The organism is Streptomyces sp. NWU339 (genome assembly GCF_003143855.1).
Taxonomy (GTDB): domain Bacteria; phylum Actinomycetota; class Actinomycetes; order Streptomycetales; family Streptomycetaceae; genus Streptomyces.
This window is the reverse complement of record NZ_QFRK01000034.1, coordinates 59,246-74,562: the sequence shown is the minus strand read 5'-3', so window position 1 is coordinate 74,562 and position 15,317 is coordinate 59,246. Positions and strand designations below refer to the sequence as shown.

16 protein-coding genes are annotated in these 15,317 nt (G+C 69.5%); 7 read left to right on the top strand and 9 right to left on the bottom strand.

The features are described 5' to 3' along the window. Positions 1-29: 29 nt before the first annotated feature. The 6 genes from DIZ27_RS30760 to DIZ27_RS30735 form a co-directional block, all read right to left on the bottom strand. Positions 30-713, bottom strand: coding sequence for an HAD family hydrolase (locus DIZ27_RS30760; protein WP_109381699.1), 684 nt, complete (start codon positions 711-713; stop codon positions 30-32). Then, positions 710-1,684, bottom strand: coding sequence for a pseudouridine-5'-phosphate glycosidase (locus DIZ27_RS30755; RefSeq protein ID WP_109381698.1), 975 nt, complete (start codon positions 1,682-1,684; stop codon positions 710-712). Before DIZ27_RS30755 ends, DIZ27_RS30760 begins: the two co-directional genes overlap by 4 nt. A gap of 571 nt (positions 1,685-2,255) precedes the next feature. After that, positions 2,256-2,657 carry a multidrug efflux SMR transporter gene (locus tag DIZ27_RS30750; protein WP_109381697.1) on the bottom strand — a complete coding sequence of 134 codons (402 nt, stop codon included), beginning with the start codon at positions 2,655-2,657 and terminating at the stop codon, positions 2,256-2,258. 45 nt (positions 2,658-2,702) lie between these two features. Beyond that, entirely contained in the window at positions 2,703-3,023 is a 321-nt protein-coding gene (locus DIZ27_RS30745) for a multidrug efflux SMR transporter (RefSeq protein WP_109381696.1), read from the bottom strand. 273 nt (positions 3,024-3,296) lie between these two features. Continuing rightward, positions 3,297-3,944 carry a DsbA family protein gene (locus tag DIZ27_RS30740; RefSeq protein ID WP_109381695.1) on the bottom strand — a complete coding sequence of 216 codons (648 nt, stop codon included), beginning with the start codon at positions 3,942-3,944 and terminating at the stop codon, positions 3,297-3,299. Beyond that, positions 3,941-4,426: a nucleoside deaminase gene (locus tag DIZ27_RS30735; protein WP_109381694.1), complete on the bottom strand. Its 486-nt coding sequence runs from the start codon at positions 4,424-4,426 to the stop codon at positions 3,941-3,943. The genes DIZ27_RS30740 and DIZ27_RS30735 overlap by 4 nt, the downstream gene beginning before the upstream one ends. A 211-nt stretch (positions 4,427-4,637) precedes the next feature. On the opposite strand from DIZ27_RS30735, the gene DIZ27_RS30730 reads away from it, so the two are divergent. The 4 genes from DIZ27_RS30730 (at position 4,638) to DIZ27_RS30715 (ending at position 7,817) form a co-directional block, all read left to right on the top strand. Beyond that, positions 4,638-5,087, top strand: coding sequence for a MarR family winged helix-turn-helix transcriptional regulator (locus DIZ27_RS30730; RefSeq protein ID WP_109381693.1), 450 nt, complete (start codon positions 4,638-4,640; stop codon positions 5,085-5,087). A gap of 268 nt (positions 5,088-5,355) precedes the next feature. Beyond that, entirely contained in the window at positions 5,356-6,825 is a 1,470-nt protein-coding gene (locus DIZ27_RS30725; RefSeq protein WP_109381692.1) for an AMP-binding protein, read from the top strand. Then, on the top strand, positions 6,822-7,052 hold the full coding sequence (locus tag DIZ27_RS30720; RefSeq protein WP_109381691.1) for an acyl carrier protein: 231 nt from the start codon (positions 6,822-6,824) through the stop codon (positions 7,050-7,052). The genes DIZ27_RS30725 and DIZ27_RS30720 overlap by 4 nt, the downstream gene beginning before the upstream one ends. A 27-nt stretch (positions 7,053-7,079) precedes the next feature. Further along, positions 7,080-7,817: an IS6 family transposase gene (locus DIZ27_RS30715; protein WP_109381728.1), complete on the top strand. Its 738-nt coding sequence runs from the start codon at positions 7,080-7,082 to the stop codon at positions 7,815-7,817. Positions 7,818-8,273: 456 nt separating this feature from the next. Here the strand turns inward: DIZ27_RS30715 and DIZ27_RS45990 are convergent, their stop codons facing one another. Continuing rightward, positions 8,274-8,681: a hypothetical protein gene (locus tag DIZ27_RS45990; RefSeq protein ID WP_181383758.1), complete on the bottom strand. Its 408-nt coding sequence runs from the start codon at positions 8,679-8,681 to the stop codon at positions 8,274-8,276. Positions 8,682-9,268: 587 nt separating this feature from the next. Here DIZ27_RS45990 and DIZ27_RS30705 point away from each other — a divergent pair. Beyond that, positions 9,269-9,478 (top strand): hypothetical protein, encoded by a 210-nt coding sequence (locus DIZ27_RS30705; protein WP_146229017.1) that lies wholly within the window; start codon positions 9,269-9,271, stop codon positions 9,476-9,478. 58 nt (positions 9,479-9,536) lie between these two features. On the opposite strand, the gene dacB is transcribed toward DIZ27_RS30705, so the two are convergent. Continuing rightward, positions 9,537-11,123 carry a D-alanyl-D-alanine carboxypeptidase/D-alanyl-D-alanine-endopeptidase gene (gene dacB, locus DIZ27_RS30700; RefSeq protein ID WP_109381689.1) on the bottom strand — a complete coding sequence of 529 codons (1,587 nt, stop codon included), beginning with the start codon at positions 11,121-11,123 and terminating at the stop codon, positions 9,537-9,539. 547 nt (positions 11,124-11,670) lie between these two features. On the opposite strand from dacB, the gene DIZ27_RS30690 reads away from it, so the two are divergent. Next, entirely contained in the window at positions 11,671-13,080 is a 1,410-nt protein-coding gene (locus tag DIZ27_RS30690; RefSeq protein ID WP_109381688.1) for a hypothetical protein, read from the top strand. A gap of 303 nt (positions 13,081-13,383) precedes the next feature. Then, the gene (locus tag DIZ27_RS30685) at positions 13,384-14,046 is read left to right on the top strand and encodes a trans-aconitate 2-methyltransferase (protein WP_109381687.1); all 663 of its coding nucleotides are present in this window, start codon (positions 13,384-13,386) and stop codon (positions 14,044-14,046) included. A gap of 126 nt (positions 14,047-14,172) precedes the next feature. Here DIZ27_RS30685 and DIZ27_RS30680 read toward each other — a convergent pair whose 3' ends face one another. Next, the gene (locus DIZ27_RS30680) at positions 14,173-14,625 is read right to left on the bottom strand and encodes a VOC family protein (RefSeq protein ID WP_109381686.1); all 453 of its coding nucleotides are present in this window, start codon (positions 14,623-14,625) and stop codon (positions 14,173-14,175) included. Between the last annotated feature and the right edge of the window lie 692 nt (positions 14,626-15,317).

The window sequence follows — 15,317 nt, the reverse complement described above, 5'->3', positions numbered from 1 at the left end:
CGGTGCAGTGGATCAGCTGCGATGCGCGATCACCGCAAAGATCGAAGAGTGCCCAGCGCCCCGCCGAGCGCCAGTACGGTCTCGGACACCACCTGCGCCCCCGCGCCGAGCAGTTGCCCGGCCGTCGCGACCCCGTAGGACACCCCGATCGCCCCCATGCCCGCCGCGCGAGCCATCCGCATGTCGTCGACAGCGTCGCCCACCACAAGGCACTCTTCGGGGGCTCGGCCCAGCCGTTGTGCGGCAAGCAGGGCAAGGTCAGGATGGGGTTTGCCCCGTGGGGCCATACCGTGGCATACGATGGCGCCGAAGTGGCCGGTCAGACCGGCCGGTTCGAGCAGCTCTTCCGCACTGGCGCGAATCTTGCTCGTGACGATGGCGAGGGGACGACCCTCTCTGCGCAGCCCTTCCAAGAGTTCCGGTACGCCGGGGAAGACCATGGACTTCGCCTCGGGCACGACGGTCTCCCGGAACAGCTCCCGAAAGCGTGCGACGGCGGCTTCCACCTCGGCGTGCTCGTGCGGCAGGTTCAGCAGTTCACCGAAGACCGCGACCAGGGGCCTTCCGACGGTGGCCCGCACTTGCTCCCGGGGTGGTGCGGGACGGCTCGACTCCGCCAGGACCCAGTCGATCACTGACACGATGGCCCGGGGGGTGTCCAGCAGGGTGCCGTCGAGGTCGAACAGGACCGGTGCCGTTGCCTGCGTGGTCACTGGCCGGTCTCCTCACGCTCGGCGAGTTCGAGGGACAGTTGAACGGCAAACTCGCCGGCCAGTGCCGTGGTCGACAACAGCACCGAGCGGTTGGCCGCGGAGGTGCGGCCTTCGGTGGCCTTGGCGATCGCCTTGAGGAGGTACGGCGTGATGGCGGGGCCCGTGACGCCGTCGCGTTCCGCCAGCGCCGTGGCCTCGGCGAGGGCCGCTTCGACGTCCTGGGACGGAATCCCGTCGGCTTCCGCGATCGGGTGGGTGACCAGGACCGATGTGACCGTGCCCGTGTCCCAGTGGGCCACGGCGGCTGTCGCGATCTGCCGGAGGTCGTCGAGCCGGTGCGGATTGCGGACACCGCTGCTGACGCTGAAGTAGGCGGGAAAGTCGTCGCAACGGTAGCCGATCACGGGTACGCCGGCGGTCTCCAGCCACTCCAGGGTCCACGTCGGATGGAGCATCGACTTGGCGCCGGCGCACATCACGGCCGTACGGCTCCGTGTGAACTGGACCAGGTCCGCGGAGATGTCGAAGCTGTGCGGAGCGTCGCGGTGGACACCTCCGATGCCCGCCACGGAGAACACCCGGATTCCGGCTAGATCGGCGGCGACCAGGGACGAGGACACCGTGGTGGCCCCGGCGCCCCCGCCGGCCAGGGCGATGCCCAGGTCGCGCGTGCTGACCTTGGGGATCCTGGGGTCCGAAGCGAAGCGTTCCAGATGCTCCTTGCTCATGCCGACGACGAGCCGGCCGTCGAGGATGCCGACGCGAGCGGGGACCGCACCGGAGCCTCGTACGGCCATGTCAATGTCGCGGGCCAACTCCAGGTTGGCCGGATACGGAAGACCGTGCGGGATCACGGAGGACTCGAGGGCGACGACCGGTCGCCCCTCGTGCAGGGCCTCGGCTACTTCCTCATCCACGGCGAGCAGCGCGGGGTCGGCTCCGGTAACGGTGGTGGGGGCGATACGAGACATGCGGATTCTCCTATCTGGCGGGACAACGGGCTCGGGCGCTGGCTTCACCGGCAAGGGAGCAGCCGGTGACCGTCCAGGAGCTTTTGGGCCGCATTCGGTTATGTAGCTGTAGCCGCCGAAGATCTGGAGCGCCGACAGCGCGCTCGCGATGTTGCCCTCGCTGGTGAGGATCTTGGCGGTGGCCACGTCCACACCGGCATTGCAGATCGGCGGTACCTTTCCACTGTCAGGGCGTCAGCTCGCCCAACTCCGCTGAAGATCCGGGGTCAGCAGAGTCTGCGCACAGATGCTGTCGTGACGTTGGCCCGGTGCCACGAGGATGGCAAGGGGCGGCCCTTGCCGTCGCAGGCGACGTGGGCTTCGGTGATCAGCCTTCCTCGGGATCGGCCGAGGGCGTGATCGTCCGTTCGTCCTGCCAATACCTCCCCCTTTTCGGCCGGTCGCGGCGGTGTGCTTGCTCGGCCAGGTGCTCGACGACCGGCCACGGCACCGCGAGCGGGTCCTCGGAAAGGACTCCCCCGGCGGACCGTCACGAAGGATCGAGGCTGAGGACTGTGGGGCTGAGCAACCGTCAGTGTTCTACGCCTTGGACCTCCCGCGTCCCGGCAGCGGCCTCCTGGGTGTCCTGCGGCCTGTCGGCGAGCTTGAGCCAGACCACTCCGGCGATGATGGCGCCCAGCCACAGGGCTTGGGTCGCGTTGAGGGTCTCGTCGAAGAAGACGGGCCCCAGCAGCGCCGCACCGACTGCCCCGATCCCTGCCCAGACCGCGTAGCCGATGCCGACGTCAATGGTGCGCAGTGCGGCGCTCAGCGCCCAGAGCGTCAGGAGGAAGAACACGACAGCGACCAGCGACCACGACAGGCGGGTGAAGCCGTGGCTTCCACCGACGGCGAGCGCGTAGCCGACTTCGAACCCTCCGGCAAGGAGGAGCATGAGCCAGGAGTTGGCTGAGGGGCGGACGGTGTTGGGCATGTGCGCGAGTCCTTTCGTGGAGATGAGCCGGGTGAGAGCGGGATGTCAGGCGGCACCACTGAGCTGGAGGCCGACAACCCCGGCGATGATGACGACGATGCCGAGCACCTTGCGCCAGTTCAGGCGCTGACCGAAGAGCAGCGCTCCGAGAAGGGTGATGCCGATGCCGGCAACGGATGTCCAGAGGGCGTAGCCGACGCCGACGTTGAAGGTCAGCAGCGCCTTGCTGAGGAAGTAGGTCGCGATGGCGCCGCTGAGCAGGGTTGCGACAGTCCACCTGCGGTTCCTGAAGCCTTCGGCCTTGCCGGCTGCGAGGGCGACGGCGATCTCGAAGATGACTGCGACAGCGAGGTAGAGCCACTGCATGGGGGGTCCTTTCGTTCGATGGAGGTCGGCGTTGCGGGGTCGGCCCGCCGTGGAGTGCGCTGTACCGCGGGAACGGTGGCAGGTACGGCGAAGCAGTAGTCCGCCAGGGCGCCGTCAGGCGGAGGCGGGGCGTCCGGCTTGGGCTCGGTCGAGTCGGTTGCGCAGGTGGAGCCCTGCGAACCCGATGGTGGTGAGGGCGGGATGCACTGCCGTCACGGCACGCACCTGCCGGATGCGGAGGGGTGTCGGGGCAGCTGGCCGTTTCGTGTCAGGTCAGCACCCGTCAATTCCGCAGGCGGCACCTCGGGAGACCGCCTGTTCGGCCTGGGCGTCGAGGATCGCCTTGCGTAGCTGTTCGACGCGCGGGACGCCTTCAATGCGGGTGTCGCCGACGAGGATGGTGGGGACGGACCGGATGCGGTGGGCGGCGGCCTCGCGCAGGGCGTCCTGGTGCGTGTCGTGGTAGGTGCCGTTGTCGAGGGCGGCGCGGAACGCTTCGGCGTCCAGGCCGATTTCCCGGGCGAGCGCGGTGAGCACGTCCAGCTGTCCGAGGTCCTGGTCCTCCTGGAAGAAGGCGCGGAACATGCGACGGGTGTACTCGGTTCCCTTGCCCTGCTCGGCTGCGTACTGGTAGCCCTCGAAGGCCAGGCGGGTGTAGGGCTGCGGGGAGACGGTGGGCAGGGTGATGTCGACGCCCATGCGGCGGGCCATGGGGTAGACGGAGCTCTGCCAGATGCTGGGCAGGTACTCGTCCTCCGGCCGGAGGGTGGGCTGGGGGTGGGGCCGCAGTTCGACCGGCTTCCACTCGATCTCGACGTCGACGCCAAGGTCCTTCGTCGCCTCTTCCAGCGGGCCTTCGGCCAGCATGCAAAAGGGGCAGACATAGTCGGACCAGATCTGGATCTTCACCGGATCGCTCATCGCAGACGGCCTTTCTGGCTGGTCAAGAACTCCTGGAACGGCACTTCGTGCCCCTCGATCGGAGCGTGCGTCACCTTGAGCGGCCATGTGGTGGGGTCTTGGGAGAAGATGAAGTACGAGTCGGCGTAGTCGAAGCCGTAGGCGCCTGCGGTCTTGCGGTCGGCTGCGTACACGATGTGCTCGACGTTGAAGTAGAGGGCGGCCATGTAGCAGAGAGCGCAGGGCTCGCCCGAGGCGATCAGGGTGGATCCGGCGACGCCGAACTGGCCGGCTTTCTTCGCCGCCGCACGCAGGGCGACGACTTCGGCGTGCGCGGTGGGGTCGTTGTCCTCACGGACCCGGTTAAAGCCGGTACCGAGGACCCGGCCGTCGCGCACGACGATCCCGGAGAAGGGGATGCCTCCTTTGGCAACGTGCGTGCGACTGATCCTGACTGCTTCCTCTACGTGGGCAGTGAGGTGGCCAAGGGGCTGGATCTGCATGGGAATCAGTCCTCGGAGAACGGCAGCCAGGCCCGGCCCACGTTCGCGCTCCGGGGACGGCTCGTCGATGTCGCGGACACGAATCCTCCATTGAAATTGCTTGTACTTGCAATTAGATGTCGAGCTTCTTCGATCACGCAACCGGGGAACGGCAGGAGTTTGCATGAGCATGTACCCTGTTGTCAAACAGTGACTCGGGGAGGCCGCACCTATGGCAACTTCACACGCTGCGCCCCTGCGCACGTCCGACCAGGCCGTCTGGAGCCGGGTCCTCGCGCTGCACGCGCACGTCGAACGGGAGCTGGCCCACGCGCTGCAGCGTCAGCACGGAATCGGCCTCTCGGAGTACCGCTCCCTGGAACACCTGCAGCACTCCGACAAGAGCGAGCTGCGCATGCAGGACCTGGCGGACAAGGTGGGCCTGGGGCAGTCGTCGGTGACGCGCCTGGTGGGGCGGCTGGAGACGGCCGGCTTCGCCTACAAGGACCTGTGCCCGTCGGACAAGCGCGGCGTCTACGCCGTCATCACCGACGAGGGACGGGAGCGCTACCAGGCCGCGCGTGCCACCTACACGGAGGTGCTGTCGTCCGCCCTCAACACCTTCACCGGTGACCCGGAGCTGGGCCCCACGGTCCAGGCTCTGCGCGCAGCCCAGGGCTGACCCGGCCACGCACGAACCGGTTCGCGCGACGCGGCGCAGCCCTCCAAGCCCCGGCACGCCGGGGGCAACCCTCCGACCCCGGTCCGCTCAGCGGCCGGGTTTTTTCCTTGCACAAACAACTTTTCATGATTTGAGTCACACCTACTTCGGCAAGTAAGTGCTTGACCAAGCATATACCTGGCCGGATACCTTCAGGTTCGACACCGCAAGATTCGAACAGCCACGCAATCGCAGTTGTTCGCGGCTGCCGACCGCAAGGAATCCCGCCGTGCCATCGCCTCGTCTGGCCGAGACCGTCACCATCCACGGTCACAACCGGCCCCACCGCATCGCGCTCCACTTCAACGACCAGGCCGTCACCTACGGCCAGCTGAGCGACCTGACCGAGAGCCTGCGCAGCCAGTTGCTGCAGCTCGGCCTCCCGCCGGGCAGCACCGTGTACGTGCCGGCGCATAAGACGCCGCAGACCATCGCACTGCTGCTGGCCATCTTTCACGAGGGCCACATTGCCCTCGCCCCCTCCCCCGACCTGGGCAGCGCCGCACTCGAGCGCCTGGCGCAGCAAGCACGGGTCTCCCATTTGCTCACCGTGTCCGGCGACGGGATCCTCGCCGCGACATCGGCGCCGACACAGGAGGACGAGGCGCAGGGGTTCGCGGTCCCGGACCCGGGACGGACGCGGCTTTTGCTGACCACCTCCGGCTCGACCGGCACTCCCAAGATCGTCTCGATTGAGGCTGCCTGGTTTGACGCCTTCAGCGACTGGGCCGTCGACGATTTCGCCCTGTCCCCCGGCGAGACCGCGCTGTCGTACGCACCACTCAACTTCGATCTCGCCTTGCTCGACGTCTGGACCTTCCTTCAACTCGGGGCGTGCGTGGTGCTCGTGGACCAGCAGCGGGCGACCGACGCCGCGTACCTGGCCGCGCTCGCCACCCGGCACCAGGTCACCTTCGTGCAGGGCGTACCGATGCTGTACCGGCTGCTGCTCGAGAACGGCGCCGCCTTCGCCGCCGCACGCCATGTGATCTTCACCGGGGACAGCCTGCCCGCCGGTCTCCTGACCCACACGGCCTCGGCGTTCCCCAACGCCGCCTTCCACAACGTGTTCGGCTGCACGGAGACCAACGACTCCTTCATCCACCACGTCGACCCCGCCGCCGGGGACGGCCCGATGCCCATCGGCCGCCCCATCCGCGGCAGCGAGGCCCTGGTCCTTGACGCTGAGGGCCGGCGTGTCACCTCGGCAGGCACCGGCGAGCTCCTGGTGTCCACCCCGTTCCAGACCAGCGGCTACCTGCGCCGGGATCTGAACAGCGCGGCGTTCATGCACCTGGACGGCCGCGTCTTCTACCGCACCGGCGACATCGTCACCCGCACCGCCGAGGGCCTGTACTTCCTCGAGGGCCGCGCGGACTGGCACGTGAAGGTCCGGGGCGTGCGCACGAACCTGCAGGAAGTGGAGAACGTGCTCGCGGCCCATCCCGACGTCGCCGAGGCCGTGGTCGTGCCGCTGCCCGACCCGCAGGCCGGCGTCCTTCTCCACGCCCATGTCACGCGGCGGCCGGACACCGGCCTCACCAGCCTGCGGCTGCGCACCCACGCGGGCCGACACTTGCCGCGCCCCGCCATCCCCGCCTCGGTGCACCTCACCGACGCGCCCCTGCCCCGCACCTCGACGGGCAAACCCGACCGAAACCTGATCAAGCGGAACCGCATGAAGGAGATCGACGCATGAACAGTCCCGACATTGCCGCCGAAGTCCGCGCCTTCGTCGTGGCCGAGTTCCTGGCCGGGGAGGACACCTCGGACCTGACCGGTGGCTACGACCTGATCGGCTCCGGCGTCATCGACAGTCTCGGCTTGGTGCGGCTGCTCTCGCACATCGCCCAGGCTTACCGCATCCCCGTCGACGACATCGAGTTCGCGCCGGACCACTTCCGCAGGCGCTGTCACGTTGGTTGACCGGGTGGGATGATCTTCGGGTTGATCATGGTGGAGGGTTCGCTCGTGTCGTCCGCGCCGCCGTCGTACCAGGGGCACCGGTACCCGGCCGAGGTGATCTCCCACTGCGTGTGGCGGTACTTCCGCTTCCCGTTGTCATTCCGTGAGGTGGAGGAGCCGATGCTGCAGCGCGGCGTCATCGTGTCCCACGAGACGATCCGCCGGTGGTGCCTGAAGTTCGGACAGTCCTACGCCAACGCGCTGCGCCGCCGGCGTGCGAGGCCGGGCGATAAGTGGCACCTGGACGAGGTCTTCGTGAAGATCAACGGGGTGCGGCACTACCTGTGGCGCGCGGTCGGCCAGGACGGCACCGTGCTGGACATCCTCGTCCAGAACCGGCGCAACAAGGCCGCCGCCCGGCGCTTCTTCCGTCGGCTCCTCAAAGGAATCGGGGCCGTGCCGAGGGTGATCGTCACGGACAAGCTCCGTTCCTACCGCGCGGCCCACCACGAGGTGATGCCCTCGGTCGAGCACCGCTCCCACAAAGGCCTGAACAACCGGGCCGAGAACAGCCACCAGCCGACGAGGCAGCGCGAACGGGCCATGAAGGGCTTCCGCAGCGTCGGAGGAGCCCAGCGTTTCCTGGCCGCGTTCCACGGTATCTCACCCCACTTCCGGCCCCGCCGGCACCGGATGACCGCCCCCGGCCACCGCACCGAGATGACCGTCCGCTTTGCGCTCTGGGATCAGATCACCGGCGCTGCCAACCTGCCCACCACGGCCTGAACACCGGCCCGAACCCAGAGCCCACCACGCCCCGACGCGCCATCAGACAGTCACGCACCCAACAACGTGACAACACCCTCGCCGGGTCACCACGGCGGCGGCGCGCTGAGCGAAGCGCCCCCGACGGGCCCGGCCACCTCGCGACAGCAGCCGCTCCCTCGACCACGGCGGACGGCGGGTCTGCTCACRCTCACCCGTGCGTGAGGGCGACAGTACGGAGAGTGGCCCAGCTCCGGCGGGGTCGATGGCATACGCCGGGCTGGGTCTTCACGGTTGCGCCCGCCACGATCCTGGCCTGACACCGGTCCTTGGTCGTAGTGGTCGCGCAGAAGGGTGTCCCCCGGATTGCCCACACGCCTTGGTTCCGCGGACCTGGAAATTCCACCTCATTGAGGGCCTTTACGGGCGYGTCCGCGGCTTCCGGTGCCCGCTTGGGGCAACTGTTGCCGTGTCCAATCAATCCAGGCGCCCGGGCGCCTGCTGTGMCAGGAGATCGCTATGCGTGTTTCCCGCTTTGCTGCCGCGCTCGGCGTGGCAGTCGCCGTGGTGCTGGGTGGTGCCGGAGCTGCTGCCGCCGCCGGCGCCGCCGCGCCGGGGGCGACCGGTGCGTACGCCTCGAATGACCACCATCGTGGGGACCGGGGCGAGGACGGGCCCCGGTACCACCACGGGCACGGGAAGGACAGGGACCGCCACCACGGCCACGGGAGGGACAGGGACCGCCGTCACGGCCACGGCCACGGCCACGGCCACGGCCACGGGCACGGGCACGGGCACGGGCATGGGCACGGCCACGGGCACGGGCACGGCCATGGGCACGGGCATGGGCACGGCCATGGGCACGGCCACGGGCACCGCTGACACGATTGCCGAACGTGATGGGGCGGCCCGATTCGGGCCGCCCCATCACCATCGCAGTTGGCCGCGGGACCTTCCCCCCTCCGCAACCAGCCTGTCCTCCGCCCCGACCGAGCCGCCTGCAGTCGGTGTCCCGTCTCATTCGATCTTGCCGCTGGGCGGCGTCCTGACCTGCGGGGAGACAAAGTCGCGCGAGACGCCGATGAGCCGTCGTCTCACTTGATGTTGTCGGCGAGGTGCGTTTCCACCGCCGACGATCGGCGGGCGGCGGCACGCTGACCTGGACTGTCTCACCTGACCTTGTCCTTGACGTGTGAACCGGGCCCCGTCAGGTGAGACGGAGGCAAGGTCTCGCGGGATGGGACAGTCGGCAGCGCGCGGACCACGTAACCCGCCCACCATGGCCGTGCTCTGGCAGTGTCCAAGAACCGATCGGTTCTTGCACAGCGGCGCCTGGAGATCGACACGCCGAGCCGGAGCCGACCGCTGGTGTCCAGCAGGGATGTCCAACAGCTACCGACTCGGGGCCGCTACAGCGACGCGGGAAGTCGCTGCCCTCTGTGGGCTTTGTAGGGGATGCGCTCGTTGTCGGGGTGACGCTGGGGCAGCGCCGCGCCCCCGAGGAGCGGTTGAACGGGGGCGTGACCCTCGCCGTGACCGGCCTCCTCGGGGGCATCGCCTGCGGCGCGGCGGGCGGCGGCCGGCTGGTGGAGCACGCGGGCCCTGCCGCCGGGTGCCTTGCCCCGGTCACCGCTGCCGCCTGCGCACTGCCGTTCTACGCGACCCGGCGCGGCGCGCGCTGAGCCCTGGCCCTGCTCGGCGCGGACTGCCCGGTGGCCCGCGCGAGCGCCCAGGGGCGCCTCAGCACTGCGCCGGCTTGCGCCACGAGCACTCCAGGTCCCCGTTGCTCTCCGTGCTCCGGACGGCCTTCGGCCGCACCGTCACCGCCCGGTTCTCGTCGGACGAGGCGAGGGTGGCCACGATGGCGTCCTCGATGCTCTTGACCGAGCCGACGAGATAGTTGTTGAGGACGACGCTGTAGACGAGTTCGCGTCCGCCCGCGTCGGTGACGTATCCCGACAGGGCCGACGCGCCCGTCAACGACCCCGTCTTGCCACGCGCGTTGAGCGCGGCCGGCGTGCCGCACAGCCGCGAGCGCAACGTACCGCCGACAAAGCGGTCCGGGTCACAGGCCACCGGGAGGGCCCGGTACCAGTCGGCGTACCAGGGCTCGGTGCGCACCGACAGGAGCAGCCTGGCGAGCTGGTCCGCGGGGACGCTGTCCATCCGGGACAGCCCGGAACCGTCGACCTGGCGCAGCTTGCCCGGGTCGACGCCGACGCGCTTCAGGTAGCCGCTGATGCCGGCGAGGCCGGCATCCCAGGTGCCGCGCCCGGAGGTCTCGTATCCGATCGCCTTGGTCAGCGCCTCGGCGTGCATGTTGTTGGACAGCTTCAGGAACGGGATCAGCAGCTCCTTGAGGGGCATGGACTCGTGCGTGGCAAGCCTGTGCGCGCCCTTCGGAGTCGCCTCGCCGAGCCGGGTCGCCCCGGTGACGCGCACGCCGTGCGCTGCCAGCGCGTCGCGGAAGACGTCCGCGGCGTAGCCGGTGGGCTCCCAGACGCTGACCCACTCCTTGGCGGTGGCGCCGCCCACAGGCAGGGTGCCGCTGACGGTGACGGTGTTGGCGCCGTGCTGCCGCTCGACGGTGAGGTCGCTCGGGCCGCCCCGGTCGACGGTGGTCGCGCGCACGTCGAGGTGGACGTAGTGATTGGCCGGGGTGACGGTGGTGCGCGGCCGGTCGCCGGGCTTGGCCCCCGGCGCCGCATGCACGATGACCGTGCCGGTGTCGTAGTCGGTGTCGGGGGCGACGCTCAGCGCGGAGGTCTGCGCCGAGTAGTACGAGGATTCGTCGTCGGAGGCCCAGGAACGGCCGAGCCGTTGGTCGTCGAAGCGGGTGTCGTCGGCGACCAGGCGCCCGGTGACGCGCCGCACCCCCGAGTCGGCGAGCGCGGCGGCGAGCCGGTCGTAGTCCTCGGCGAGCAGGGTCGGATCGCCGGTGCCGCGCAGATACAGGTCGCCGTCGAGCACGGAGCCGTGCCGGGCACCGGTCGACAGGACGTCGGTGGTGAAGCGGTGGTCGGGGCCGAGCAGCGCCATGGCCGCGGCCGAGGTGAGCAACTTGGTGTTGGAGGCGGGCATGAGCCGCCCGCTCGGCAGACGCTGATAAAGGACCGCGCCGGTCTTCGCGTCGGCGACGACGACGCTCGCGGCGCCGCCGTCCATGCGGGCGTCGCCGAGGATCGTGTCGATGGCCTCCGGCAGCCCGGTCCGGTCACCGTCCGCCCCTGCGGGCGAGCTCCAGCTGAACGTCGTCGCGACCACGGCGGCGACGACGGGCCAGATCCAGTGGCGCATACGGATGGTGCGTCTCACGGGTCTACTCATGCCACAGGAGCATCCCGGATCCCGGCCGACGGCAACAGACCCCGCGCCGATCCGCACCCCGCCACCGCTGCGCAGGTGCCCGGCACGACCGATCACCACCACTTCGCCACGCACCTCGCTTCCGGCCTGTGACGCGTCCAGCGGCTTGCTCTCACAGGGGCAGCGTTATGCCCAGTTGCTGCATGGCGGTGGAGAGCGGGCCACCTTCGGAGCGTTCGGTCTGGCGTTGTCAGGTTGAGTGAGTGCTCGAGGGGTGAGCCGGTTCGGCGCGTTTCGGCTTCGGCGGTGACAACGGCTCAGGCTACGGCGTCGTCGGCCCGCCCACCGCGGCCTGAGCACGGGGCCGGGATCCGGCCCCACCACACCCGACCCGCCGTCAGGCACCCACACTCTCAACCACGTGACAACGCCGTCGATTGTGATGGGCGGGGCCACCCCCTGTCGGGGTGGTCCCATCGCGTTTCAGAGCAACCTTCCGGGAAGTTCGCGAGTCATGTGTATGCGTCACCGATCCGGTGCGCAGGATGTCCGAATTACGGAAGGTCTCATGACTTCTCTCGCCGTCGCGCGGCGTACCATCTCCGCGTTTGTGCTGGCCGCACTGGTCGGCACGGCGCTGGCCGGTCCTGCCCATGCCCAGGAGGAACCGCTGCCGGTCTCGATCACTGGCCCTGACAGCGTGAACCTCTCGCTGCACCCGGAGGCCGGTGGGCCGGGTGAGCCGCAGATCGAACTGGGGCTCCGGGCACCCGGCGAGCCGGTACCGGACGAGGACGGCGTCATCTGGCCGATCCACACCGGCGAGTACACGGTCACCGTGGACGCGAGCTCCCTGGCCGGCGTTGCTGCGGTGGACTTCTCCCAGCTCGGCGGGTGGCAGGGGTGCTCCGTCGACGGGCTCGTCGCCACCTGCAGCGACTACGAGATCTACGCGGGCCAGGACTACAACGACCTCGGCGGCATCCGTCTCGATGTGACCGACGAGAGCGCCGCGGGCGACTTCGGCGCCATCCAGATCACGGCCGCGGGCGAGGACCTGGCCTTCACCGGGCACACAGTGGACGTGCTGGTGGGCGGCCCGGAGCTGCTGATGAAGCAGCTGACCGAGCCCGAGGGCTTCCAGGCCGGTGACACCTTCCAGGCGCCGCTGGGCTTCCGCAACGTCGGCGGGCTGGGCGGCGACGGCGTCGTGCTGCGGATCTCCGGCAGCCGGGGCCTGTCCTTCCCCAGCACCTTCGGCAACTGCTGGTACGAGCCGCGTGACCCCGACGATGTGCTCGGACGCTCCACGGCGCTCTGCATCTTCGACAGCGAGTTCACCGGTGAGGCGGCATACGGGCTGAGCGAGCCCTTCCCGATCGAGACGGCCGGTTTCGCGCTCTACGACAGGATGTCCTACAGCTTCAGCGCGGTGCCCGCCGAGCAGGCGCGGGAGCTGCTGACCGAAGGCGACTACCAGGCGGGTGACGGGCCGGCGCTGGAGCTGGCCCGCGTGCCGGACGCGGACCCGGCCGATCACACCCGCTACGCGGAGCTGGACTTCCCGACCGCGAACACCTTCGACCTCGATCTGACCGGTGAGCGGCTGCGGGCCCGCAAGGGCAGCACGGTCTCGGTGGACATCGGCTTCGCCAACCACGGACCCGCCTGGCTGGCCGTGCTCCGCTCCGGCGGCGAACCGATCCCCTTCTGGGTCGACCTCCCCCCGGGCACCACGGTCACCGCGGTCCCTGAGGACTGCCGCCCGGGCTGGGAGGGCACCGAGGGCGACTACCTCTGCTTCCTCGACACGCCGATCCTGGAAGACGCCTCCCGCACCTTGACCTTCGGCCTCCGCGTCGACGAGGTGATCAAGAACGCCACCGGCCGGGCGTTCTTCGTGTACACGATGCCGAACGAGGGCAACCCGGCGAACGACTCCGGGGAGATCGTGCTGAACCCGGTGGGCAAGCCCTGATCGTCAGCTGTTCTGGCACAGCGGGCCCGCCCTTCCGGGCGGGCCCGCTGTGTGCTGCGGCTGATGGGTAGGATTCCGGCGCGCCGGAGCAGGACGCGGATGCGATCCTCCTGCTGCACCGCGAGGACCACTACGAGCCCGAATCCGGGCGGGCCGGGGGGTGCCGGGCGGCCGCACCTTGTCCGCCGCAGGAGGCAGGGTGCGGCGAGGGGAGGTCCACGCCGCGGGAGCGTGCCCTGCGGGTTGTCGCCGGTGCCGCACCGGGCGGGACGGGAGGGTGACACGATCGGTAGGGTCGCGGCCATGGACAGCGATGAGGATGCCCTTTTAACGGAGCAGATCGCCTACTACCGGGCCCACGCGGGCGGATACGACCGGCCCTATGCCGAGCGCGAGGAACTGCGGGAGTTGCTGGCTGCGGCGGACGACCTCCCGATCGCCGGGGACGTGCTGGAGTTGGCCTGCGGAACGGGCCAGTGGACCGGGGCGCTCGCCGCTCGGGGGCGCTCGGTGACCGCCGTCGACGTGTCGGACGAGACACTGGGTATCGCGCGTGCGCGGATCGCTTCCCCCAACGTCCAGTTCATTCAGGCCGATCTGTTCACCTGGCGGCCGCCGCGCCGCTACGACACCGTGTTCTTCGCCTTCTGGCTCTCCCACATCCCGCCGTCCCGCCTACCGGACTTCTGGAACACCATCGCCGCCGCGCTGGCACCGCACGGCAAAGCGATCTTCGTCGACGATGGCCCCGCAGAGGCCGCCCGCGAGGAAGTCCTCGTCCAGCAGCCCATCCCTGCGGTGCAGCGCCGACTCGACGACGGCAGCCCGTATCGCGTCGTGAAGGTCTTCCACGACGCCGGAGAGCTCACGGACAAGCTCGCCGCGCTGGGGTGCTCAGCCGATGTCCGGACCGTGGGCGGCAGCTTCATCGTCGGTACCGCGGAACCGCCGGCCAACCCCGGCTGACAGTCCACAAGGGCGGCTGCATCCTGAACCGCACAGCGAGGACGCGGTCCCGACGGTGCGGAATCGCCACGGCGCCGACACCCGTTACGCAAGGTCGTCAACGGGGCGAACGTGTCTGACGCGGCACTAGCTGGTACCGGCGGGCGGGTCGGCGTAGACGCCGTGCAGCATGCCGGTGGCCTGCCCGACTTCGATGAGATAGCCGTCCGGGTCGCGCAAGTAGCACCGCAGCTCGGCCGTGCGATCGATGGGTGGCGTGAGGAATTCGGCGCCCTTCGCACTCCACTCTCGGTGGCATGCCTCGATGTCGGCGACACGGAGGTTGAGGAAGCTGCTGACCGTGCTGGGGTCGGTGGGCGGGCGCAGGGTGACGTCTGGCTTGTCCGGGGTGGGGCCGCCGCCCGGGTTCATGATGATCCATCCGTTGCCGAGCTTGATGGTGCAGGGGTTCTCCTCGAGCACCACCTCACCGCCGAGAACGTCGGTGTAGAAGGCGCGAGATCGGGCTACGTCGGCCACCGTCAGAAAGTGAGTGAGGAGGAGCCCGGAATCCGGGGCGGGAAAACCATCACGGTGCATGCAAGGCCTCCAGGCAAATCAGATCTTTCCCCCCATAGTGATGGACGGATGTCCGTGGGCACGACTGAACAGGGCCGGGAGGAGAGCCGGCCGTGCTAGCCCCCAGGCCCCTCCGCTGACCAGTGCCCGTCGACGTAGTCGCCGCCGGACACGGCAGTACCGGGATCGGCGACGAAGCTGCCCCTTGTCCCACTCGAAAAGCCATCGGCGCAGGTGGGAGTGGTGCGGTTCGGCCCCGGGAGCATGTCCGCGTGACCGTATCCCTGCTGTACGAGGTGGCCCGGAGGGCTGCTGTCCGTCCCGTCGGTGCTGCCACGCCGCGACACCACCAAGGACGCTGAGCTGCTCGTGCCGCAACACGAGAACGCGGTCCTGCGCCGTCAGATCGCCGGTCCGGTCCGCTCCGAGCCGGCGACCGGTTCCGGTACGCCGCCCTGTCCGTGCCGATATCCCGGTGACACCGGCGCGAGGTCTTCCCGGTCACCCCCTCCACCCTGCTCGCCTGGCACCGCAGGTTCGTCGCTGTCACGTGGGACTGCACCGCACGCCGACACTGCCCGCGCCGAAATCCTCATCGGCCCTGCTGGGAGCCGGTGTGGGGGAGTGCCGGATCCTGAGGGCCGTCGCTCGAATCGGCGCTCCGCCGCGGCCGTCGATGGCCGCGGCAACATGATCGATCGTGCTGTTGTGAC

Excerpts from the sequence above, each read along its gene's own strand:
- DIZ27_RS30755 (WP_109381698.1), bottom strand. The coding sequence starts at position 1,684 with ATGTCTCGTATCGCCCCCACCACCGTTACCGGAGCCGACCCCGCGCTG.
- DIZ27_RS30750 (WP_109381697.1), bottom strand. The coding sequence starts at position 2,657 with ATGCCCAACACCGTCCGCCCCTCAGCCAACTCCTGGCTCATGCTCCTC.
- DIZ27_RS30745 (WP_109381696.1), bottom strand. The coding sequence starts at position 3,023 with ATGCAGTGGCTCTACCTCGCTGTCGCAGTCATCTTCGAGATCGCCGTC.
- DIZ27_RS30740 (WP_109381695.1), bottom strand. The coding sequence starts at position 3,944 with ATGAGCGATCCGGTGAAGATCCAGATCTGGTCCGACTATGTCTGCCCC.
- DIZ27_RS30735 (WP_109381694.1), bottom strand. The coding sequence starts at position 4,426 with ATGCAGATCCAGCCCCTTGGCCACCTCACTGCCCACGTAGAGGAAGCA.
- DIZ27_RS30730 (WP_109381693.1), top strand. The coding sequence starts at position 4,638 with ATGGCAACTTCACACGCTGCGCCCCTGCGCACGTCCGACCAGGCCGTC.
- DIZ27_RS30720 (WP_109381691.1), top strand. The coding sequence starts at position 6,822 with ATGAACAGTCCCGACATTGCCGCCGAAGTCCGCGCCTTCGTCGTGGCC.
- DIZ27_RS30715 (WP_109381728.1), top strand. The coding sequence starts at position 7,080 with ATGGTGGAGGGTTCGCTCGTGTCGTCCGCGCCGCCGTCGTACCAGGGG.
- dacB (WP_109381689.1), bottom strand. The coding sequence starts at position 11,123 with ATGAGTAGACCCGTGAGACGCACCATCCGTATGCGCCACTGGATCTGG.
- DIZ27_RS30690 (WP_109381688.1), top strand. The coding sequence starts at position 11,671 with ATGACTTCTCTCGCCGTCGCGCGGCGTACCATCTCCGCGTTTGTGCTG.
- DIZ27_RS30685 (WP_109381687.1), top strand. The coding sequence starts at position 13,384 with ATGGACAGCGATGAGGATGCCCTTTTAACGGAGCAGATCGCCTACTAC.
- DIZ27_RS30680 (WP_109381686.1), bottom strand. The coding sequence starts at position 14,625 with ATGCACCGTGATGGTTTTCCCGCCCCGGATTCCGGGCTCCTCCTCACT.